The organism is Pseudomonas sp. R3-18-08, from assembly GCF_003852065.1.
Taxonomy (GTDB): domain Bacteria; phylum Pseudomonadota; class Gammaproteobacteria; order Pseudomonadales; family Pseudomonadaceae; genus Aquipseudomonas.
Genome location: NZ_CP027729.1, coordinates 2,835,172 through 2,856,694 on the forward strand (window position 1 = coordinate 2,835,172; position 21,523 = coordinate 2,856,694).

Annotated in this window: 22 protein-coding genes; 6 read left to right on the forward strand and 16 right to left on the reverse strand. The window is 61.8% G+C overall.

All coding sequences use genetic code 11. The features are described from left to right. Positions 1-22 precede the first annotated feature (22 nt). Positions 23-907 (forward strand): NmrA/HSCARG family protein, encoded by an 885-nt coding sequence (locus tag C4J92_RS12930; RefSeq protein ID WP_124404110.1) that lies wholly within the window; start codon positions 23-25, stop codon positions 905-907. Here C4J92_RS12930 and C4J92_RS12935 read toward each other — a convergent pair. Genes C4J92_RS12935 through C4J92_RS12950 form a run of 4 tightly spaced genes read right to left on the reverse strand, consistent with a single transcriptional unit; the run spans position 904 to position 5,486 of the window. After that, positions 904-1,374, reverse strand: coding sequence for a response regulator (locus C4J92_RS12935; RefSeq protein WP_124362759.1), 471 nt, complete (start codon positions 1,372-1,374; stop codon positions 904-906). The two genes, C4J92_RS12930 and C4J92_RS12935, sit on opposite strands and share 4 nt — an antisense overlap. Further along, positions 1,371-3,686, reverse strand: a complete 2,316-nt coding sequence (locus C4J92_RS12940) for an ATP-binding protein (protein ID WP_124404111.1) — start codon at positions 3,684-3,686, stop codon at positions 1,371-1,373. The genes C4J92_RS12935 and C4J92_RS12940 overlap by 4 nt, the downstream gene beginning before the upstream one ends. A 10-nt stretch (positions 3,687-3,696) precedes the next feature. Continuing rightward, entirely contained in the window at positions 3,697-4,350 is a 654-nt protein-coding gene (locus tag C4J92_RS12945; RefSeq protein ID WP_124404112.1) for a response regulator transcription factor, read from the reverse strand. Continuing rightward, positions 4,347-5,486: a sensor histidine kinase gene (locus C4J92_RS12950; RefSeq protein WP_372238391.1), complete on the reverse strand. Its 1,140-nt coding sequence runs from the start codon at positions 5,484-5,486 to the stop codon at positions 4,347-4,349. Before C4J92_RS12950 ends, C4J92_RS12945 begins: the two co-directional genes overlap by 4 nt. Before the next feature lie 204 nt (positions 5,487-5,690). Between C4J92_RS12950 and C4J92_RS12955 the strand changes: the two genes are divergently transcribed. The 3 genes from C4J92_RS12955 to C4J92_RS12965 all read left to right on the forward strand — a co-directional run bounded on the left by C4J92_RS12955 (position 5,691) and on the right by C4J92_RS12965 (position 8,109). Further along, positions 5,691-6,209 carry an SgcJ/EcaC family oxidoreductase gene (locus C4J92_RS12955; RefSeq protein ID WP_124404114.1) on the forward strand — a complete coding sequence of 173 codons (519 nt, stop codon included), beginning with the start codon at positions 5,691-5,693 and terminating at the stop codon, positions 6,207-6,209. Between the two features lie 264 nt (positions 6,210-6,473). Then, positions 6,474-6,791, forward strand: a complete 318-nt coding sequence (locus tag C4J92_RS12960; protein WP_124404115.1) for a helix-turn-helix domain-containing protein — start codon at positions 6,474-6,476, stop codon at positions 6,789-6,791. Beyond that, on the forward strand, positions 6,784-8,109 hold the full coding sequence (locus C4J92_RS12965; protein ID WP_124404116.1) for a type II toxin-antitoxin system HipA family toxin: 1,326 nt from the start codon (positions 6,784-6,786) through the stop codon (positions 8,107-8,109). The genes C4J92_RS12960 and C4J92_RS12965 overlap by 8 nt, the downstream gene beginning before the upstream one ends. On the opposite strand, the gene C4J92_RS12970 is transcribed toward C4J92_RS12965, so the two are convergent. Beyond that, entirely contained in the window at positions 8,065-8,625 is a 561-nt protein-coding gene (locus C4J92_RS12970; RefSeq protein ID WP_124404117.1) for a TetR/AcrR family transcriptional regulator, read from the reverse strand. The two genes, C4J92_RS12965 and C4J92_RS12970, sit on opposite strands and share 45 nt — an antisense overlap. Before the next feature lie 124 nt (positions 8,626-8,749). Here C4J92_RS12970 and C4J92_RS12975 point away from each other — a divergent pair, with 124 nt between their 5' ends. Together C4J92_RS12975 and C4J92_RS12980 are read left to right on the forward strand one after the other, a co-directional pair. Then, positions 8,750-9,370: a DJ-1/PfpI family protein gene (locus C4J92_RS12975; protein WP_124404118.1), complete on the forward strand. Its 621-nt coding sequence runs from the start codon at positions 8,750-8,752 to the stop codon at positions 9,368-9,370. Positions 9,371-9,410: 40 nt separating this feature from the next. Next, a complete protein-coding gene (locus C4J92_RS12980; RefSeq protein WP_124404119.1) occupies positions 9,411-9,941 on the forward strand; it encodes a DUF2867 domain-containing protein in 531 nt (176 codons plus the stop codon). Between the two features lie 33 nt (positions 9,942-9,974). On the opposite strand, the gene C4J92_RS12985 is transcribed toward C4J92_RS12980, so the two are convergent. From C4J92_RS12985 to C4J92_RS13035, 11 genes are all read right to left on the reverse strand, one after another. Further along, on the reverse strand, positions 9,975-11,318 hold the full coding sequence (locus C4J92_RS12985; protein ID WP_124366965.1) for a TolC family outer membrane protein: 1,344 nt from the start codon (positions 11,316-11,318) through the stop codon (positions 9,975-9,977). A gap of 22 nt (positions 11,319-11,340) precedes the next feature. Further along, on the reverse strand, positions 11,341-12,858 hold the full coding sequence (locus tag C4J92_RS12990) for a DHA2 family efflux MFS transporter permease subunit (RefSeq protein ID WP_124404120.1): 1,518 nt from the start codon (positions 12,856-12,858) through the stop codon (positions 11,341-11,343). After that, positions 12,855-13,922, reverse strand: a complete 1,068-nt coding sequence (locus tag C4J92_RS12995) for an HlyD family secretion protein (protein ID WP_124404121.1) — start codon at positions 13,920-13,922, stop codon at positions 12,855-12,857. Before C4J92_RS12995 ends, C4J92_RS12990 begins: the two co-directional genes overlap by 4 nt. 29 nt (positions 13,923-13,951) lie before the next feature. Continuing rightward, the gene (locus C4J92_RS13000; RefSeq protein WP_124404122.1) at positions 13,952-14,767 is read right to left on the reverse strand and encodes a DUF3050 domain-containing protein; all 816 of its coding nucleotides are present in this window, start codon (positions 14,765-14,767) and stop codon (positions 13,952-13,954) included. 48 nt (positions 14,768-14,815) lie between these two features. Beyond that, the gene (locus C4J92_RS13005) at positions 14,816-15,700 is read right to left on the reverse strand and encodes a fatty acid desaturase (RefSeq protein ID WP_256657481.1); all 885 of its coding nucleotides are present in this window, start codon (positions 15,698-15,700) and stop codon (positions 14,816-14,818) included. A gap of 85 nt (positions 15,701-15,785) precedes the next feature. Continuing rightward, on the reverse strand, positions 15,786-16,613 hold the full coding sequence (locus tag C4J92_RS13010) for an SDR family oxidoreductase (protein ID WP_124404124.1): 828 nt from the start codon (positions 16,611-16,613) through the stop codon (positions 15,786-15,788). Then, positions 16,610-17,752, reverse strand: a complete 1,143-nt coding sequence (locus C4J92_RS13015) for an acyl-CoA/acyl-ACP dehydrogenase (RefSeq protein ID WP_124404125.1) — start codon at positions 17,750-17,752, stop codon at positions 16,610-16,612. The genes C4J92_RS13010 and C4J92_RS13015 overlap by 4 nt, the downstream gene beginning before the upstream one ends. A gap of 3 nt (positions 17,753-17,755) precedes the next feature. Continuing rightward, a complete protein-coding gene (locus C4J92_RS13020; protein ID WP_124404126.1) occupies positions 17,756-18,199 on the reverse strand; it encodes a type II toxin-antitoxin system RatA family toxin in 444 nt (147 codons plus the stop codon). A 15-nt stretch (positions 18,200-18,214) separates the two neighbouring features. Next, positions 18,215-19,474: an aspartate aminotransferase family protein gene (locus C4J92_RS13025; RefSeq protein WP_124404127.1), complete on the reverse strand. Its 1,260-nt coding sequence runs from the start codon at positions 19,472-19,474 to the stop codon at positions 18,215-18,217. Beyond that, positions 19,471-20,535: an SDR family oxidoreductase gene (locus C4J92_RS13030; protein WP_124404128.1), complete on the reverse strand. Its 1,065-nt coding sequence runs from the start codon at positions 20,533-20,535 to the stop codon at positions 19,471-19,473. The genes C4J92_RS13025 and C4J92_RS13030 overlap by 4 nt, the downstream gene beginning before the upstream one ends. A gap of 183 nt (positions 20,536-20,718) precedes the next feature. After that, on the reverse strand, positions 20,719-21,447 hold the full coding sequence (locus C4J92_RS13035; RefSeq protein ID WP_124404129.1) for an AraC family transcriptional regulator: 729 nt from the start codon (positions 21,445-21,447) through the stop codon (positions 20,719-20,721). Between the last annotated feature and the right edge of the window lie 76 nt (positions 21,448-21,523).

Genomic DNA, 21,523 nt, shown 5'->3' on the forward strand with positions numbered 1-21,523 from the left:
AACCCACCGCAGGAGTTTCACCATGAGCATTTTGGTTATCGGCGCCACCGGCACGATTGGTTCACTCGTCACCCAAGGCCTTGCCGAGGCGGGCGCCGAGGTCAAGGCCCTGGTTCGCCAGGCGGGCAAGCGCGATTTCCCGGCAGGCGTCATCGAGGTTGTTGCGGACCTTACCGATGTCGTCTCCCTGCGCGCCGCGCTGTCGTCGGTGCGCACGCTGTTTCTGCTCAATGCCGTGACGCCCGACGAGGTCACCCAAGCCCTCATCACGCTGAACCTCGCGCGTGAGGCGGGGATCGAGCGCATCGTTTACCTGTCGGTGATCCATGCCGACACCTTCACCCATGTGCCGCACTTCACCGGCAAGCACACGGTTGAGCGCATGCTCGAAAGCCTCGACATGCCCGCGACGATCCTGCGTCCCGCTTACTTTATGCAAAACGACCTGATGGTCCGGCAGACGATCCAGGACTACTCGGCATACCCGATGCCCATTGGCTCGGCCGGGGTTTCAATGATCGATACGCGCGACATCGCCGATGTAGCCGTGGCAGAACTGTTGCGACGCGATAAAGCACCTTCCGCACTTGAGCGCGTAACCCTGGAATTGGTCGGGCCAACCGCCCTGACGGGTGCCTCCGTGGCGAAGATCTGGAGTGCCGCCCTGGGCCGCGAGATCGCCTACGGCGGTGACGACGTGGTGGCCTTCGAAGGGCAATTGGCGGCCTACGGCCCCGCTTGGTTGGCGTACGACATGCGCCTGATGATGGCCGCTATCCAGACGTTCGGCATGCACGCCGCCGAAGGTACCGTGGAGCGGTTAGAGGCGATCATCGGGCATCCGTTGCGTGCCTATGAGGACTTTGTGCGTGAAGCGACGGCCGGCTTCGTCAGCCAACCGCACTAGCAGCGCCGGATAGCCGTCGAACCGCAGCGCTGCAGTAATTCAATCTGGTCCGCCGGCACCAGCGTCCGCAGCGTCTTGTACAGCACTCGGGTTTCCAGCAGGTTCCACACCCGCAGCATGGTTTCCAGTGCGTCCAGGGGTTTGCTGATGAAATCCCGGGCGCCCAGGGCCAGGGCGCGCAGGCGTGTGTCGCGGGTTGCGTCGGCGGTGAGTACCAGGATCGGCAGGTATTCACCCTGGGGGATGCGCCGGTTGAGTTGTTCCAGCACGGCAAAGCCGTCGAACTCCGGCATGTGCAGGTCGAGGATCACCAGGTCCGGCTCGAAGCTGTTGAACAACTCCAGGGTGCGCAGGGGCTGGGTGCTGCTCAGCACGTTGGTCAGCCCCTCGCGCGCCAGCAGTTGCTCCACCAGGTCGAGGTTCGGGCGTTGGTCGTCGATGATCAGGATACGCAGGTCGAGGTTCACGCAGGCTCCGGAAAAGCTTGGTCGAGGTGGGCAAGAAACCCAGGCACGTTGATCGGTTTGTTCAATACGGCGGTGGCGCCGGCCTGCAGCAACGCATGGCGGGTCAGGTCGCTGGCGTCGGCGGTGATCATCAGCACCGGTGTGTCGCGGCTGATCGGTGACTGGCGCAAGCGTTGCAGCACCTTCAAGCCATCGATGTCGGGCAGCGCCACATCCAGCAGGATCAGCTGTGGCGCGTGCTGCGCGGCGAGGTCCAGCCCCAGTTGGCCTTGCATGCTCGACAGCAGGCGTATGCCGGGCCTGCGTTGCAGCAGGGTTTCGATCAGCGCCAGGCTGGAGAGGTTGTCTTCGATGCACAACACCTTGCCCTGGAACGTGCTGACGATGGGGGCAGGGCGCTGCAATTCGGGCTCGATGCCGGGTGCGGCGCCACTGTGGACGTGGGCCATGCGCACGAAGGGCAGTTCCAGGGTGAAGCGCGAACCAATGCCGGGCTGGCTCTGCACCTTGAGTTGGCCGTCCATGTTTTCCAGCAGGCTTTTACTCAGGGCCAGGCCCAGGCCGCTGCCTTCCACATTCGGGTCGGCCCCCAGGCGTTCGAACGGCTTGAACAGTTGCCCGATGTGATCGGCGGCGATGCCGTTGCCGGTATCGCACACCGACACGCTGATCCGCTGCCCCTGGATGCCAATCTCAAGGCTCACCTGGCCATCGCGGCGGTTGTATTTGATTGCATTGGACAGCAGGTTCAGCAAAACCTGGGTCAGGCGTTGGCGGTCGGCGACGATGCCGGTATCCGCCGCCAGTGCCGGCAGCGGCTGGAGCTGCACGCCCGCGTCGGCGGCCATGGGCGACACCAGGGTCAACGCCTCTTGCAGGGCACTCGCCAGCGGGATCGGTGCGATGTTCAACGCCAGGCTGCCGGCCTCGATCTTGGCGATGTCCAACACTTCGTTGATCAGCGTAAGCAGATGCTGGCCGGCGCGCAGAATGTGCCCGACATTGGCCTGTTGCGCCTTGGGCACGTCCATGTCCAACAACTGTGCGAAGCCCAGGATCGAGTTGAGCGGGGTGCGCAGTTCATGGCTCATGCGCGAGAGGAATTCACTTTTGGCACGGCTGGCGCGTTCGGCTTCCTCGCGGGCGGTGCGCAGGGCGATCTCCGCCGCACGGCGGTCGGTAATGTCGCGGGTGATCTTGGAGAACCCGCGCAGCGCGCCGGTAGCGTCGTGTTGCGCGGTGATCACCACGCTGGCCCAGAACCGCGTGCCGTCCTTGCGGCAGCGCCAGCCTTCTTCGGTGTAGTCGCCGTTGCGGGTGGCTTCGCGCAATGCCAGGTCGGGGTGCTGCGGGCATTCCTCGGGCAGGTAGAACAGGGAAAAATGCTGACCGATGATCTCCTGTTCGGTATAGCCCTTGATCCGCTGCGCGCCGTTGTTCCAACTGGTCACATGGCCCGCTGTGTCGAGGGCGAAGATCCCGTAGTCCTTGACCCCGTCGATGATCAGCCGCAGGCGCTCTTCGTTGTCGCGCAATGCGCGTTCGCGTTCGGCCAGCAATAACCCGGCCTCCACCAGGCGGGTGCCCAACTGGCCGATTTCGTCTTTTTCCGGGGGCTGTGGCAGCAGCGGCGAGCCCTGGGCCAGGCGCTGGGCGTTGCGCTGCACATTCTGCACCCGGGCGACAATGCCCTTGGACAGAAACAGCACCGCGACTATCGCCCCGAACAGCCCGCAGATCGCCGCCAGCCAGGTGGACAGCAACAGCCTCTGGCGGGTGTCGGACGCTGCAGCGCTGCGCTCGGCCAGCAGCGAGTCTTCAAGGGTGAGCATGGTGCTGATGTGTTGGCGCAGGGCATCGAGGATCTGCTTGTTGCTGATCAGGATGGCGCTGATGGCTTGCGGTGTGGCCTTGCTGTCCTTGAGCATCTGCTCCAGCCCGTCGACCTTGGCCTCGATCAGCGGTTTGATCGCGCTGAGCTGCTCGCGCACGCGCGTGTCTCTCACATTGCGGTCAAGCCGGCGCAGGGCTGACTCGATCTGCGGCTTGGCGTTCAGGTAGGTGGGCAGGAAGTCTTCGCGGTGGGTGAGCAGGTAACCGCGCACACTGGCGGCGGCTTCGGCGAGCAGGGTATGCACGGCCTGGATATCGCCTTGCACGCGCAACACGCGGCGCACATCTTCTTCGGCGCGGGCGGTCTGGCGCTCCGTGGTATAGATCAGCACCAGGGACAGCAACAGCACCACCAGGGGCAGCGAAATGACCACCAGCGCTTTGCCGCGTAACGGCAGGTCGGCCCAATATTTTTTCATCGGCAGCGCTTCATGGTGGCGTCACCAGGCCCAGGGCGATGCCCCGCACGGCGGCCTGGGTGCGGTCGGCCGCGCCGAGTTTGCCGATCACCCGCTCGACATGGGCCTTGGCCGTGCCGGTGGTGATGCCCAACTGTTCGCCGATGGCCCGGTTGCTCATGCCGTTGGCGACCAGGCCGAGCACCTGGCGCTCCCGTGGGGTGAGTGGCTCGCCGGGGGCGGCGCCGCTGGCCTGGCGTTCGGTCATGCGCCGCAACAGCCGGGCGCTGACCGCCGTGTTAAGCGCTTCGCCGCCGGCGGCCACCTGTTGCAACGCCTGGATCACCTCGGCGCGGCCGGCATCTTTGAGCAGGTAACCCACTGCACCGGCTTGCATGGCCGCCTCGAGGTACTCGGGGCTGTCGTCCATGGTGAACATCACCACCTTCACCTCCGGCAGGCGTTGTTGCAGCAAGCGGGCGGCGCCCAAACCGTTGAGGCCCGGCATGCGGATGTCGAGGATGACGATGTCCGGCAGCAGTCGCTCACACAGCTCCACCGCTTGCAGGCCATCGCTGGCTTGACCGACCACTTCGAACTGCGGATGGCCGGCCAGCAGGGAGACGAAGCCGGTGCGCGTGACTTCATGATCGTCCGCCAGCACCAGGCGCAAGACGTGAGTCATTGAGGGACTCCGATCCAGTGGGCTGGCACGCGAGCGTGCAGTTGGGTACCGCCGTCGACGGCGCTGGCGCAGGTAAAGCTGCCGCCCAGCAGGCTGGCGCGCTCCTGCATGGTGGCGAGGCCCAGGTGCTGGGCGTCATCGAGTGACGGCTCCGACGTGAAGCCCTTGCCATTGTCATCAACCCGCAGCGACGCGTGACCGTCACGCAGCGCCAGAGTCAATTGCACTTGGCTTGCGCGCGCATGCTTGAGCACATTGTTGATGGCTTCCTGGCCGATCCGGAACAAGGCGATCTCCACCTGGCTGGGTAAGCGCGTGTCACAGTCCGCCTGCCAGAGCACGTTGATGCCGGCGTCACGCAGGCGGTCGGCTTCTTTGTCCAGCGCTTTGAACAGACCGAAATCATCCAGCACCGTGGGGCGCAGGCCCGCGATCAGTTGCCGGCCCTCACCGACCGAGTGTTGGGCCAGGGTCAGTATCGCCTGCAGGTCGGCGGCCAATGCGTGCGGCAGCGGCGGGCAACGCCCGGCGAAGCCTTGCAGCCGTTGGTGCAGACCCGCGAGGGTTTGCGCCAGGCCATCGTGCAGGTCGTAGGCCACACGCTTGCGTTCATCCTCCTGGGCGCGAAGCAAGCGGTTGACCAGGTCGGACAGGGTTTTATCGCGCGTCTTGAGGGTGCTCAGCAGCCGATCGTTCTCAAGGTGAGCGGCCAGCAAGGTGGCGAGCAGTTGCAGCGATTCGCTGTCCTCATGCTCCGGCGTGCGCAGGCTGACGCTATTGCCCAGCACCAGTACGCCAATGGCAGGGCCGTCGCCGGCGCGCAACGGCACTTGCAAGACACTGGGCAAGTCCTCTGATGGCCGTTCCTGCCAACACGGCGTGCGCAGGCTGCGGTCGGCGAGGTGGGCGAGGCTGCTCAATCGCGCCGGGTTGCCATGGCGGGCGCTGGTGTGTGCGATGCCGTCGGCGTCCCACTCCTGCAGCAGCCCGTGGTCCATCGCCAGAAACCCACAGGCCCGCGCGAGTACGCGTTCGCGCATGGCGTCGGGGGCCAGTTCGCGCAATTGCTGCCCGGTATCCACCAACAGGCGCAGGCGCGCCGTACGACTTTCCGACTGGCGGAAATGCGCGCGCATGGCCAAGGCGCTGCCGGGGTCATGGGGGTTGTCATGCACGGATAATGCTCCAGTGGACGGCGGGCGCGAGGGGGATGTATTAAACATCGTTGAACACCTTGGCGCTATCTGCCAAATGGCATAGGTAAACACCTCCGGTTGGCCGATGGCGGGCGCGGGAGAGGAGGGCAAAGTGGGCTCAACGACGACCACTGGAGTAACACCATGAAATTCAAGTTCGCGCCGCTTGCCCTGATGTTTGCCCTGAGCGCACCGATTGTTCACGCTGCCGAGACAGCCCCGTATGTCTACCGTGAGGTGGCCCAGGCGCCGGCCAATATGAAAGACCGCGAGATTGCCGGGCTGTTCGACCGCTGGAACAGCGCCTTGCAGACCGGCAACGTTAAATCGGTAGTGGACCTCTACGCACCGGGCGCCGTGTTGCAGCCAACTGTGTCGAACCAGGTGCGCACCACGCCGGAGCAGATCACCGACTACTTCGCCCACTTCCTGGCGCTCAAGCCAGTGGGCCAGATCAACTACCGCGAGATCCGCCAACTGGGCAGCAACGTCGCCATGGACAGCGGTGTGTACACCTTCACCCTGACCGAATCGGACGGCAAGGTGCGCCAGGTGCAGGCACGCTATACCTTTGTCTATGAGCAGGTGGGCGGGCAGTGGAAAATTCTTAACCATCACTCTTCGGCGATGCCGGAAGTGCAGGTCAAACACGCCGGGAAGTAACCGCTTGAGCAAAAATGCCCATGCCTGTGCAGGTGTGGGCTTTTTGCGTTCAGCGCCGTTGAAGGGCTGGCGTTACGCGGCTGTAATGCACGAATGGCGTTTTTCTTGCGCCATTCTGTACTCTATAAATCCAATAAATCGTGGGTAATCGTATAGGTCCAGACGTTAACACCCAAAATACTGGATTTAACAAGCTTGTTAGTCACTGTGGTTAATTCTATAGTCACGGGGGTTAACTGGCAGAGCATGGGCTGGGTACACACTATGTTGGATTTAAGCTTCAGCAAGCCGAGCGAGGTCGTCAAGCGCCTCTGCGATCGCTTGCGCACAGAGCGCATGGCGCTGGACATGACACAAGCCGACCTGGCCGGACGTGCCGGCATCGGCACCAACACCGTGTCCAACCTTGAAGCCGGGCGCAATGTCGGGTTCGAGAACCTGGTCCGGGTGGCGATGGCCCTTGGCCGGACCAAGGAACTCGAAGGCCTGTTCCTGCCTAAGCTGGACAGCATCGAGGATATTCGACGCTACGAAAACAGCGCCAATCGTCTGCGTACCAAGAGGAAGCCCGGCAATGCTTGAGCAGGTGAACGTCTTCTACGAGGGCTGGGGCGAGCGGTGGCAATGGGGCACGCTGGTGTCCACGACCGCCTTGACCGGTCGCCCATTGATCCTGTTCGAGTACAGCCATCAAGCCAGGCAAAGGGGCTTGGAACTGTCCTCCTATACGCTGCCGTTAGAGGGGGCTCAACTGCGCCGCGACTTTCCAGACCACCAGCTGTACTTGCCAGGGCCTGTTTACGACGCGTTGCCGGATGGGTGGGGCATGTTGTTGATGGACCGACTGTTCCGGCGCCGCGGGCTCACCACCGCGCGCATCGGCCCACTGGAACGGCTGGCCTACGTCGGCAGCAGCGCGATGGGCGCTATGACATTCGAGCCCGTGGTACCCGAAGGGCTGGAATCCACTGCCCACATTTCGCTGGAGCAGCTTGCCACCGAAGTGCACCAAGTGCTCCATGGCGATGGGGGCGAGTTCCTGCAGACGTTGCTGCTGGTGGGCGGCTCGCCTCAAGGCGCCAGGCCCAAGGCCCTCGTCTATCGCGATCCGGAAACGGGAAGGTTCACCACCGCCGTCACGCCGGGTTTTGAAGCATGGTTGATCAAGTTCCCGGCCAAAGAAGAACAGGCCGAGGTGTGCGCCATCGAAATGGTGTATGCCCAATGCCTGCGCCTGTGCGGTATCGAGACCGCTGACACGCAGTACTTCAGTCTGCCCGGTGGGTTGGCAGCGTTTGCCAGCAAGCGATTTGACCGCCGGGACGGCGTGCGCATCCCCATGCAAAGCCTTGCGGCCTTTACGGGGGCCAATTACCGGTCTCCTGGGGTGTTGGACTATGTCAACTTCTTGCGGGCAACGCAGATGTGTACCAATGATGTGCGAGAAATGGCGGTGGCCTTTGAGCGTGCCGTCTTCAATGTTGCGTTCAACAACAGAGACGATCATCCCAAGAACTTTGCCTATGTCATGTCCAAAGGCGGTCAGTGGAGACTGTCCCCGGCTTATGACGTGACCTTCTGCGAGGGGCCAGGCGGTTACCACCAGATGGACGTGATGGGAGAAGCCCTGTCGATTTCTCGCGCACACATGCTCAGGCTTGCCGAGGAAGCCGAGCTGCCCCCGGAGGTTGCAGGCCGAGTGATTGACGGCATTTGCGAGGTAGCGAGCCGGTTTGCAAGCATCGCCGAAGACCTGTACCCGCAGGCGATTAACCGAGACACCTTGCGCATGATCCAAGGCCGCATCGATCAGAACGTGGCTCTGCTACAACTCGATCAAAAGGCAACCCTCGGCTCAGGATCGAAGCCGCCACGGCGAAAGAGCCCCTTCAAAAAGTAAAGCGGCTCGGTGCAGGAAACGGTTGAAGCGCGCGGCATCACGGCGCAGCCCTGCCTGTTGGCCGCCAATCAGGCACAGATGGGCCATCTGGCCCATCACTTCGGCTTCGCCGGGCTTGTTTACCACGCTGCGGCAGGTGCGTATGGCGAAGTCCAGGCGTCTTGCGTCCACACGCTGCTGGAATTCGCCCACCAACGGATCGTGCAGCGACCAGGCGCGGATGGAAATTTCCCGCCCGGGTTGTTTCTCAGCGGCAATACTCAAGTAGCGTTTCAAGGTTTCGCCGGCGCTATGACCTTGCGCGGCATAAGCGAGCATGCGCTCCGTGTAGTCTTCCTCCCAGGCGGCCAGCAAGGTGCGGACAAAGTCTTCGCGATTGCGGAAATGGTGATAGAAGGATCCACGGGTCACATTCAAGCGGCGCGACAGACTCTCGGCCGACACGCCAGAATGCCCCGCTTGGTCGAGCGCCTCAAAACCCGCCGCTATCCAATGCTGCCGCGTTAGTGTGCTCACCCGTTATTCACTCCCTATTTAGCGCCATACAGGCTGTGTATGGTGCGCAAACGATGGATAGGCTACGAACACCCGCATAGATGGCCGCTGCGTTTTGCAGGCCTGCCTGTTCATGGAGTTCGCCTTGAAGAAAATCGTTCTGGTTGCTTTCGACCACTTCACCGATATCGACCTTTTCCTGATGTGGGACATTCTAGGCCGCAATACGCAGGACTGGCACGTGCGAATAGTGGGGGCCAGTCCCACGGTGCGATCGGCGCACGGCCTGCCTGTTTCGGTGCACGGTCCGCTTCGCGAGGCCAACAGTGCCGACGCGGTATTGTTCGTCAGCGGTAAGGAAGGCATACCCGCTGCACTTGCCGCTCCGGATTTCCTGCCGACGTTTGAACTTGACCCTAAACGCCAGCACATCGGCGCCATCTGCGCCGGCGCTTTCATTCTCGAACGGCTTGGGCTGCTCAGCGGCCAGGCCACGACGCACACGGATGCACGATCACAGCTGCAGGCTCTTGGAATTGAGTGCATGGACCGGCCTCTTGTCTTCCAGGGAAACGTTGCAACCGCTGGCGGATGCCTTTCGGCGCTCTATCTGGTGGGATGGCTGGTGGAGTCCTGGTTCGATGTCGACAAGCGCCGTGCGACTTTGCTCCCGGTACTGCCAACCGGCCAGCAAGCGCTCTATGATGCCTTGATCGGGCTCAGTATTCGGCAAGGGGAAGTGGGCACCTTAACGACATCCCTTTGATCCATGCTCATGCCCCTTAGCACTCAGAAGAGATCCCCCGATGCCCCGAGAATTCGCGCTCGTTACGGCTGTGCCTGTCCCCTCAAGGTCCGGCATCACCCACCTTTATCAATCAATGCACCTGGCGGACGCTTTTGCGATTCGGCTCCCGGCGGGTACGTCCGGTAACGCGGATGTGCTGGCGCGATTCATCCTTTCCCACCAGCCAGCGTGGGTCGGCTGGCTCATGACGGTGCGCGACACGATCGTTGCCTGTTTTGGTCTCAAGACCGCCAGATACCTGGCATCACTGGCTGGTCGGGTGGGCGTCTTCAAGGTCTACAGCACCCACCGCAGCGAAATCGTGTTGGGCGAAGACGACAAGCACTTGGACTTTCGCATATCGGTCCTGTGCGCGGATGAGGCCGAGCCAGACGGCAGTCGCCAACTGGTTTTTTCAACCGTTGTCCACTGCCACAACCGCCTGGGTCGGGCCTACATCCTGGTTATCGCGCCGTTTCACCGCTGGGTTGTCAAGGCCAGTCTCGTCCGGGCGGCGCGCGTCGGTTGGCCGCTGGCTGGCTGCCCCTGAAGCGCAGGGCGCAGCGCTCCATTCATCAGCACTTCAGTTCAGCGAACGGCTGACATCATGCAGGCGCACGTCGCTCAGGTTGCCGGTGGAGGCCAACAGGTGCAACTGGGCCATCAGAATGGCATAGCGCTGTTGGACCAGACGTTGCTGGGTATCGGTGACCACTTGTTGGGCATCCAGCACATCGGTGTTGATGCGCGAACCGGCTTCGAAGCCGTGGGTCACGGTGGCGAGGTTGATCTGGCTGGAGTTCAGCACCTGCTTGAGTGCCTGGTATTGGCTTATGCCGTTAGTGACTTGCAGGTAGGCCTGACGTGCCATCAGCCCGGCGTTGCGGCGCGCCTCTTCCACTTCATCCGCGGCCTTGCTTTGCAGTGCGTGAGCCTCGCGCACGCGGCTGCTGGTACGGCCGCCGCTGTAAAGTGGAACGCTCAACTTGACCCCTACCACGGTCTGGTTATAGCGATTCTGCGGCAACGTGACGTCGTACACATCACCGCCGACCGAAGCGAAGCGGCCATGGGCGGCGATCAGGTCAAGGGTCGGCAAGTGGCCGGCCCGTTCCTTGTCGATGTCCATTTCAGCCAGGCGCTGGGCAATCTGTGCCGATTGCACGGCCAGGTTGCCTTGTTGCGCGGTGCTGGCCCAATCACCAATGGCGGCGGGCATCGGGGCACTGAACTGTGGCTCTTTGCTTGACCAAGGGCGCGCCTGTGTGGCAGTCAATTGGGTGAGCGTTTCGTTGGCAATGTCCAATGCTCCACGCGCGCCAATCTGTTCGGCAAATGCCTGGTCGTACTTGGCCTGCACCTGTGCGAGCGTGTTGGCGGTGGTGGCGCCATCGGCCAGCAGTCGTCGGCTGCGATCCAGACGCTCGCGCAGCGTTTGCAGTTGTTGCGTGCGTGTATTCAACAGTTCCTGGTTGAGCAGTACATCGAAATAAGCGCGAGCAACGCGCAGCATCAGGTCCTGGCGCGCCTGTTCGGTGTGGACTTCACTGGCGCTGATCAATAGCTTGCTCTGATCGTGGGCGATCACGTTCTGCCAGCGCAGCAGTGGTTGTGTGAGGACCACAGCGTAGGCGTTGGTGTTATTGCGATTGCGGTGGTAGTCGGATGAATCCTCTGCATCGACCCAGGCCGCGCCGCCGGTGACAGACAAGTCCGGCAGCAGGTCGGCGCGGCTTTGCGGTTCCTTTTCCGCCGTGGCCAGTTGCTGGGCCTGTGCAGCGGCGAACTGCATGTCATGGGTCAGCGCCTTTTGGTAGAGGTGATACAGGTCATCTGCCGACACCTGTGCGGGCGCGCAGGCCAGGGCCAGCAAGCACAGGGGCGTGAGCAGTGTGGTGGTTTCGAGACGCAGGCCTGGAATACGCAAGGGATGTGCTCCACTGAAAAATTTATCGACTGACGGTGCTTCTACGCATCATCAGCACCATTGGAATACCGATGGCCATCACGGCGCCCAAGGTGCCGAACAACATGCTGAACGCCAGCATTTGCCCCTGCTCGCGCGCTTGCAGGTAAGGCATCAGGGCTATGGCTTGCTGGTGGCTGGCCAGGCCCAGGGAGAGAAACAACGGGTCGGTCTCCACGCCTCCCCAGCCGCTCGCGACGAGACTGGATTCGGTGACGTGTTCGGAGAGCAGGCGATAGCGCTCCCACGAGAATCGCGTGAGCAGCGTGGCGGCGATGGCGATGCCGACACTGCCGCCCAGCTGGCGCATCAGGTTCAGGACCCCCGAGGCGCCGGAGATCAATGTCAGCGGCAGGCGGCGCATCGCCAGGTTGGTCAGCGGTACGAAGATCATGCCCAGGCCCAGGCCACGGATCACCAAGGGCCAGTAAAGCGTGTCCGGGTTACTGTCGAGGGTGAACTGGGTGTGCAGGAACATGGCATAGCAGTACATTACGATGCCCAAGGTCACGAACACGCGCTCGTCGATCCTGTTTTCCTGGGACAGCTTGCCGATCACCAAGGTGCTGATGGCGCTGGCCACCGCTCCTGGAAAAATCACCAGCCCGCTCTGGTAGGCGCTCTGTGCCAATAAGGTCTGCAGGAACAGCGGCACCATGAACAGGGTGCTGTACAGCCCGAAACCCACGCAAAAGGCACAGATGCAGCCCATCAGGAATTCTCGGTTCTGAAACAGCGCGACATTGACGATTGGGTTGGTCACCCGCCGTTCCCACCAGAAGAAGCCCACCAGGCTGAAGCTGCTGAGCAACAGGCAGGCGACGGTCCAGTTGGACGCCATCCAGTCCCAGTGTTCGCCGCGTTCGAGCAGGATCTGCAGGCTACCGACCCCCAGGGCCAGCAAGCAGAAGCCGCTGTAGTCGACGCTGGTGGGTTTTTGCTCGTTGGGCGAGTCATTGATACACATCCAGCACAGCAGCAGGGCCACGGCGCCGATCGGCAGGTTGATCAGGAAGATCCAATGCCACGACAACGTGTCGATCAGGTAGCCGCCGACGGTCGGGCCCAGAGTCGGCCCCATCATCACGCCCACGCCGTACAACGCCATGCCGCTGTTGACCTTTTCCTTGGGGAACACGTCGTAGATGATCGCCTGGGAAATCCCTAGCAACCCGCCGCCTGCCAGGCCTTGCAACACCCGGAACGCGACCAGTTGCCACAGTTCGGCCGACAGTGCGCAGCCCAGGGATGCCAGCACGAACACTGCGGTCGATACCAGGTAATAGGTACGCCGCCCAAACCACGCCGACAGCCAGCCACTGACCGGCAGAATGACCACGTTGGCCACGACGTAACCGGTGGAAACCCACGAGATTTCATCGACCGAGGCACCGTAGGTGCCCATCAGGCTGGGAATCGCCACGTTGACGATGGTGACATCCAGCAACTCCATCATCGACACCAGCGTGACGGTGAACGCAATCAGGTAGGGCGACCTCATAGCGTCTGGCTGCCGTTGTGGTGCGTGGCGACTTCAACAAAGGCACTCATGCCCGGGCTCAACAGCGCCTTGTAGTTATCCGGCACACCGGTAAGCGCGATGCGTACCTGCACACGCTGAACCACCTTGGTGAAGTTACCCGTGGCGTTTTCCTGGGGCAGCAAGGAGAACTTCGCCCCGGTGGCCGGTGCCAGGCTTTCGACGACGCCGTCGAAGGTGTGCCCGGGGAATGCGTCCACGGTGACGCGGGCATTCTGGCCGACGCGTACGCGGCCCACCTGGGTCTCCTTGAAGTTGGCGGTGATCCACAGCGGGTCGGTTGCAATCAGGCTCATGAGTTTTTGGCCGGCAACCACGAACTGGCCGGGCTCCACCTCTTTTTTCGAGACAATGCTGCGCACCGGCGCGGTCTGGCGGGCGTCGTTCAGCTTGATCCTGGCTTGTTCCACTTCGGCTTGCGCGGCGGCGATCCGGTAGTCCTGCACCTTGAGTTCAGCCTTGTTGGCCAAGGTGCTTTGAGCGGCGGCCTGGGTATTACTGCGCGCCACCTCCTGAGCATGACGAAGGGCGTCGAAACGCGCCTTGGCCACTTCCTGGTCCTGAATGCTCAGCGCGCCTTGAGCACCCAGGCGACGGGCACGTTGGTAGTCGTTACGCGCTTGCTCAAGGTTGGCGCTCGACTGCGCCAGGGCCGCCTGCGCGGCTTCGCGCAGGGCAACCGCACCGAGGACCTGGCTGTCCAGCGCACCCGGGGCTCCGGCGCGCCCGGCGGCGGCAAGCAACGCTTGCCATTGTGCTTCGCGCTGCTGCAGCTGGTAGTGATATTCACTGTCGCGGATTTGAAACAACAGGTCACCGCTTTGTACGGTGACGTTGTCCATCACCGGCACACTGATCACGACGCCCGATAGCTTGGCCCGCACCGGGATAATCACCCCATCGAGTTCTGCATTGTCGGTACTCACGTAGGTGCTGGAATACTGCCAGCGCTGCCAGCCCAGCATCAGCAGCCCGCCCACCACGACGCCGCACAGCGTCAGTTTTACCAGCTTGCCTTTGGTCATGAGGTACTCCCTGTAGTTGCGCGTCTGTGTCAAGCAGGCTCAGAAACGGTTTCGACCTCACGCACAGGGCGATCCGCAGTGGAATGGGCCTTGTCCAGCAGGAACTGGTGCACGCTGTTCCACAGCTCGATCCGTGAATTGATCGCGGTCTTGGCACTCTCGACCATATGCAGGTGTTGCGCAGGTGTGGTGACGATCTCGGCGATGATGCGCTTGGCTGCCGGACCATGGTCGTCGCCGTCCATTTCGATGTGGCGCTTCAAGTAGTACGTGAGCATCGGTACATCGTGCTCACTGACCGACCATTGCGACAGCAGTCGGCCGAACATATCGGGGATGATGTCTTCACGACCAAAGAAAAAGTACGCCAGCACCGCTTCGGTCGTGCCGTGTTGTGCAATGTCGAGGGTCTGGCACATGAACACTTTGGCGGCTGTTGGGATAGCCGGGTCGTTGAGCGCCTTTGCCAGAGGGACCTGGGCCTTGATCGCTGCCAGGAAGCGGCGGAATACCGTGCTGTCGGCACCGATTTCATCCATGGCCGTGAGGTACAGGTCCAAGTGGCTGATAAAGCCGCCATCGGGGTGCTCGTCGGTTTCTTCGCCGACCACGATTTCATTGATCAGACGGGCGGCGGTGATGTGTACCGGCGGCACCCAAGGCAACTCCACACAGGTAAGGTCGCGCTGGATGCGCTTGAGCAAGGTCATGAAGTCCCATACGGCGAACACATGAAACTCCATCAGGGTGCGCACGTCTTCTACCGTGCGGATGTTTGCAAACAGCGGATGGCTGAACAGCTGTTCGCGTTCGGTTTCAATGTGGCTATCGATGTTAAAAGGCATAGGTGCTCCTGCGGCCTGAGGGTTCAGGCGGAAAATCCATGGGGAAATTTAAGGGTGTTTGTCGTTCAGCGTGTTTCCACGATAGGGGTGGCGACTGCAGGCGTATCGGAAGGACCGAACGAAGCGCTTTTCAAGCAGGTATTGCCGGCCTGCATACCACCCCGCGTCCAACAGGTGGCGGTGTACCTGGGGCAGTCGCCAGCACGGCACTGCGGGATAAAAATGATGCTCCAGGTGAAAATTCGAGCCGGCGTGCAGCCAGGTGTTGACGCGCGAGGTGCGTGAGCGCGCTGGCGGCTGTTGATGGCCCGCTTCGAAAGCATGTTCCTGATAGGCATTGACCGCCGAGATCAGGAACGCCACCGCCAGGCTCAAGGAAAACCCCAGAAGCAGCCCGTCGATGCGCCATATAGCCAGCCCGTAAAGGCTGAGCCATCCAGCCTGGCAGGCAATATTGCAGCGAGCCAGCCGTTGCACCTCAATCGCACTCAGCGGCAGTGGCGAGGGCGTGTTCAGTGGGCCGAAGGCCAGGCGCCAGGTGGCCTGCAGATAGCGCAGGGTGGCGACCAGGCGCGACAGCATGATGCGGCTTGCCAGCGTGTGGTAACGCGAAAAGAGCCGGTAGTCCGGGTCTTTCTCGCTGTTGCTGTAACGATGATGTTGCCAATGGTCCACGAAATAACCGGTCACGCAGAACCCTGGCAGCAACGAACTGGTGGCAATGCCCAAGTAGCAACTGTGCAAGGGGTTCGCACTCAAGTTGAAGTGGAAACCTTCATGCCCAAGGATCGCTTGCAGAAACAACCCATATCCGGCCAAGACCACCAACGGCGAGCACACCAGCACCCAAAAAACGGAGGAGGTGCTCACCACCCACACAAACAGCGCGAGAGGTAACACGTAGAGACTCAAGGCGTAGGCAATGATCAGCAAGGACTCTGCTGATCGGACCCTGAACAAGGCACGGTCGAGGCGGACCTGGGGTTTGGGATGCGGGTGGCTGGCCATTGGCGACGGCTTACTCGATCAGTTCAGGTTTGAGTGCCAAGTGGCCGCCACGCGTGAGCGTGCGCAGGCGCAGGGCGATAAAGGCATCGACCACGCTTGGCATGCAGCGCGCGGTGTACATGGCCAGCGTGCCCATGAACGTCAGCCCACGGTTGCGCAGGCCATTTTTCTGGCAGGCGCGCACCAGACCGTTGGCGGCCGCATCCAGTTTTTCTTCCAGCGACAGCAGGGTCTTGTCACCCCACTTGAACGTCACCAGGCGCTTGACCGACAGACCCACACGCTGGGCCGGCAAGTGGATCGCAGTGTCAATGAACCCCGGGTACACCGTGACCACGTCGAGTTCGCCGCGGTACTGCATACGCAACACATCCGAATAAGCGCTCAATGCGCGTTTGCTGGCAGCGTAGGCGGCCACGTAGGGCGCGTTCACCAGCGCGAACAGTGACGACACGTTGACCACTTTGCCGCGTTTGCGCAGCAACCCCGGCAGGAACCCCGAGACCAATTGCCATGGCGCGAACAAATTCACATCGACCGCGCGGGTCACTTCATCGGTAACGCCGGTTTCGCCGCGTTCCAGGGTCAGGATGCCGGCGTTATTGACCAAAATGTCGATGTCACCGAAATCGGTGCTGATGGCTCTGATTGCGGCGGCCAGGGCGTGACGGTCGCACAGGTCGACTTGATAAAACGCGTCCAGCAAGCTGGCGTCCTGCGGCGTAAGGATGTCTAGACCAATCACCGTGGCGCCCTGTTGCTTGAGCTTGCTGGCGGTCGCCAAGCCCAGGCCGCGCGCAGTGCCGGTGATTACGATGATTTTTCCGAGCAGGTTCATGGGTGCGCTCCGGTCATGCTGAAAGTTGAGTCGGTCAAGTAGGTGTCGAGGTTGGTCGCCATCGAGATCTTTGCCGGGGGATGGAATTGCAGGCCGCGGCAGGCCAGTAAGCCGTTGGAACTCTGGTTGCTGGTGATGAACGCCATCCCGCCCAACATGGCGTGGGCCTGGTCGGAGAGCTGGGCAAGCCGCTGTTCGATGCCGTAGCGCACCAGCAGCAGGCGGGCCAGCACGTTCGGCAAGTCCTGCGGGTTGCGCTCGATATCCAGGGCTGCGCCTTCCAGCGCACTGATCGCCAATTGCAGGTCGGCTGCCAGGTCCACGCGGTGATGCGCGGTCCAGCGTGCGGCGTCGGTCACTGACTCGACCAGACCCGCGCAGGCGCCTACATAAGACGCGCATATCAGCAGTTCGAACCAGATAAACCCCACGGTCTGCACGTCACCCAGCAGGTGGGTGTAGCCGGCGGAAAACAGCATGCGCTCAGGCACCAGCACTTCGTTCAGGCGCACTTCGATGCTTTCAGCAGCGGCCAGGGCGCTGTTCTGCCAGAAGGCACTGCGGCTGATGCCCGATGCAGTGGCGGGAATCAAAGCGACCATCAGTTCTTCACCCGCCGGGGTTTGGCGGATGTAGCTGGCAGTGAGCAGGTCCATCGACTGCCCGAGGCAGCAGGGTTTTTTGCTGCCGCTGAGCAATACCCCTTCCGGGGTGTGCACCGCCTGCATGGCCGAATCGAGGATTCCGGCGCCCGAAGTGCCCTCGGCAAACCCCGACGACAGCAGCAGGCGGTTTTGTGCGACGGCGGCCAGCAACAGGCCTTCGGCGCCGCCGCCGTTTTGTGTGAGTGCCAACAGGCTCGCCACGGAAAACTGGTGCATGGTGCTGGCAACCGCCAGTGAGGGTGACCGTGCGCCAATAGCGATCTGCACATGCATTGCGTCGAGGATGTCCGCACCCAGCCCGCCTGCTGCGCGGTTGACCAACAGGCCCACCGGGCCATGTTGCTTGAACAGGGCGATGACGTCGCTTTGGGGGGCTTCGCGCTGGCCGGCCGGGATCGCCGCCAGACGCTCGTCAAAACCCGGGGCGTAGCGTTGAAGCAGGGCGCGCGAGCGGTTCAGCAGTGACAGTGACATGGTTCACGCCTTCAAGTAGCTCGCCGGAAACAGGCCGGTGATGATTGAGTGGATGTTTTCCCGAATGGCCTGTGTGGCCACCGGGTCGAGCATGTCCGCGAGCATCGGAAGGCCCAGGTCGAAGCGGGATTCAAAGGTGATGATCGAGTCTTTGCCGTCCGGCAAAACGTGCCAGGTGCCGGAGAAGTGATCGACATCGCCGGCCATTTGCTCGAAATGAATTTCCCGGGTCTGGGCATTGAACGTGTCGCGCTCCTGCCACTTGAGGATGCCGCTGTGGAAGTTGACCTCCCAGGAGGTGAACGAGACCTGGTCGCTGACTTTGTTGACGGTGATGTTACGCACCGATTTACACAGCTCGACGTACTTGCTGAAATCGCTGATCACGGCAAATACTTCATCAGCGCAGGCATGGGGAATATGGGCCTGCACGTTGACTTCTTGCATGGGGAAAAACTCCATTCAAAGGGATGGCATTGAGGTGGCCAGCGCCTGCGCGAAGCCTTCGAGCAACCAGTTGCAATCCTCGGCGCTCAACAACGGCGACGGCGTGAGCCTCAGCACCCGATGGTCATTGAGCGAGTGGCACACAATGACTCGTTGCTCGATAAGGGCCATGACCATGTTTGCTGCGATCGAGGCGTCGGCAAATTCAAAGCCGAACAGTAAACCCGCGCTGCGCAGCTCGACGCGCTCGGCCCAGCCCCGTTGTTGCAACAGCGCGCTGAAGCGGGCATGCAGGTCCTGGCCGAGCAGCCGAGCACGCGCTACCAGGTCTTCTTGCACCATCACCTGCAGCGTGGCCTGTACCGCCGCCATCGCCAGCGGATTGGCGCCAAAGGTCGAGGTATGGACCGTGGGGTTGCGGTTGAAAGGCGCATAGATCGTAGCGCTGGCAACCATGGCACTCACCGGTACGCAGCCGCCCGACAGGCTTTTACCTACCAGCATGATGTCGGGCACCACCTGCTCATGGTCGCAGCCCCACCAGTAGCCAGTGCGGCCCAGGCCAGACTGAATTTCATCGATAATCAGCACGGCGTCATATTGATTACACAGCTCGCGTACCCGTCTGAGGTAGCCCGGTGGCGGTAGGACCACCCCAGCTTCGGCCTGGATCGGTTCGAGGATCACGCAAGCCTTTTGCGACGATGTCCGCAGTTGCTGCTCCAGTGCCACGCTGTCGCCAAACGGCACAAAGTCGCTGTCGCTGAGCAACCCACTGAACGGCTCGCGGTAGCTTTCGCGGCCGGTGACGGCGAGGGCACCGAGGGTCTTGCCGTGGAAGCCGCCGAGAGTCGACAACGTGCGGCGGCAGCCGTTGAGGCGGGCGAGTTTAAGACCGGCTTCAGTGGCCTCGGCGCCCGAGTTGCAAAAGAACACATACTCCAGATTGCCTGGGCAATGTGCAGCCAGTGCGTGCGCGGCGAAAGCCTGTTGCGGATTGAGCAATAGCTTGCTCGCCAGCGCATTTTTCTTCAGTTGCCGGGCGACCGCTTCCACGACCACCGGATGGCCATGGCCCAGGAAAAACACGCCGTATCCGCCGGCGTCCAGGTACTGGCGGCCTTGGTCGTCATAGATGTAGACGCCACGGCTGGACTGCTCGATTGGCAGGTTCATCAGCGAAGCGAGGCGTGCGTAGCCCGAGTTGACGTGCTTGCGCAAATACTGGTCGACCAGTGCGGCATCGATGGCGGGTTCGAGGACAAGCGGGTTCATGCCGCGCTCGCTTGTGTGGACGGTAATACCGGCTGCTTGAGCATCCTCGTCAAGGCTCCCAGCTTGGGTGCCAGGTGGTTGAGCGACAGCAGTAACTCACGGCTGACATCGCGCTGGCTGAACGCCGTTTCGCCGAGTAACTGCGGCAAGGACGTGGGCAGCGGCGTGCGCAGGCAGGCATAGCGGCAAAGCTGCGTGGCGCGGGTCAGGGCGGCCTGGATATTGCCGCTCAGCGCTGGAAGAAATACCGGGCGGATCAACCGTTCGTAAATGTCCGGCGCCAGGCATCGTGGTCGTGTGAACGGTTGCGCCTGGGCTTGCATGGACTGGCACATCAGGTCCAGCAGACCATCGAGATCAAGGGACTGGGGACCGCTGGTAAGAAAATAGTCTTCGCCGATCAAACGCTGGCGCAGCGCGTTGGTAATGCCCTGTGCCGCGACATCACGGGCGATCAGGTCGACATAGCCGGCAGAGGGGCAGGGCACGATGGGCAGCACGCCGGACATCATCAGCCCCATGGTCATATGGAAGCCCTGGAAGTTGGGCATGAACCCGGTCTTCGCATCGCCGATGATGATAGATGGACGAAAAATCGACACATCGATACCGGCCGAGCGAACCAGGGTTTCGGCTTGGCGCTTGGCGACTTCGTAAGGGGTTTCGGCTTGCACGCCTTCATAATAGTCGCAGGGATGGGTGAAGGCGGTGCTGATGTGATACAGCGGAACCTTGGCTTGCTTCACAAAGGCCACTACGTTTTCGGTGCCGAGATAGTTCACCGAAAAAATCTGATCGATATCGCCGTCCAGGCGAGTCACCGCTGCGGCGTGGATCACCCAGTCGACACGCTCAAGCAGCGCTGCATGAACGTCGGCGGCCAGCCCCAGGCGAGGGCTGCAGATATCGCCCGTGAGCACTTCCACCCGGGGATCGCGAATGCGGCTTTTACGCGCCAGGCAGACCAGGTCAAAGTCTTCTGCCAGGCAGTCGATCAGTGACTCACCCAGTACGCCTGAGCCTCCCGTCAGAAGGACAGTTAATTTTTGCTGTGCTGACATGTAGTTGCGCTTCCCTGCGGACTCATCGAAACAATTAACGGGGCCATTCGCCGAATCGCAGGCACGGGTGCCCCGAGCGAACACTTTTTATTCACGGTCGGTGCCGCTGAGTTGCTCTGGAGGGAGACGATCAGCGCTTACCGTTTTTGCGAATAAGATGCGATCGATATTGGCGTTTTGATATCAGCGCGTCTTGAACGAAACGCTTGTCTTGCGCAAAACCTCTGCGGCGGTGCGCGGCGTCATACCGATCATACGGCGCATGATGCGGGCCAGGTGCGCCTGGTCGGAGAAGCCACCTTCGGCGGCGGCGTCCGATAACGTCGAACCGCCGGCCAGGGATTTGGAGGCCTGTTCCAATTTGTTCCAGATGATCCACTGGGAAAGGGACACTCCCATCTGGTGGGTGGCGACGCAGCGCAAGCGTGGGCTGGACAATCCCACCGCATGGGCAGCGCGACTGACGCAACCGGGACCGTCGCGGTCCAGGCGCAGAATATTCAGGGCTTTGTACAGCCTATGGTCGATCGGCGTGGTAATCGCGAGCAAACGCGAGAGGGCGTCGACAAATTGCAGGAGGGATGTGGCGCGGCGAAAGCACTCCAGTAATTCGTCACTGGCCAGGGCGATGCCATTGTCTTGCAGCAATGCATTGAGCGCACGGCCCAATGCCGAGTCCGGGCTGACATACACAAACGCCACTGGATGACTGTCGGCCACGGCCCGGTGTTCGACATTGGGGCCGATGATCACACCCGCTGCGCGGATCGACTGTCCGGGCAGTTCCAGGGTGACGGGTTGATCCAGACCGATGCACAGCTGAATGGCAACATGGGAGTGGGCGGTGTTTTGATCAGCACGGCCGATGTAGCCGGCCCACGAGTCGCCAAAGGTAACGCTGCCATCCCACATTTAAGGTCTTCCTGACGCATTGGGTGAGTGTTGCACGCGTGCAGGGTAGGCCTTCGCAGGTCTGGATTCAAGTGAG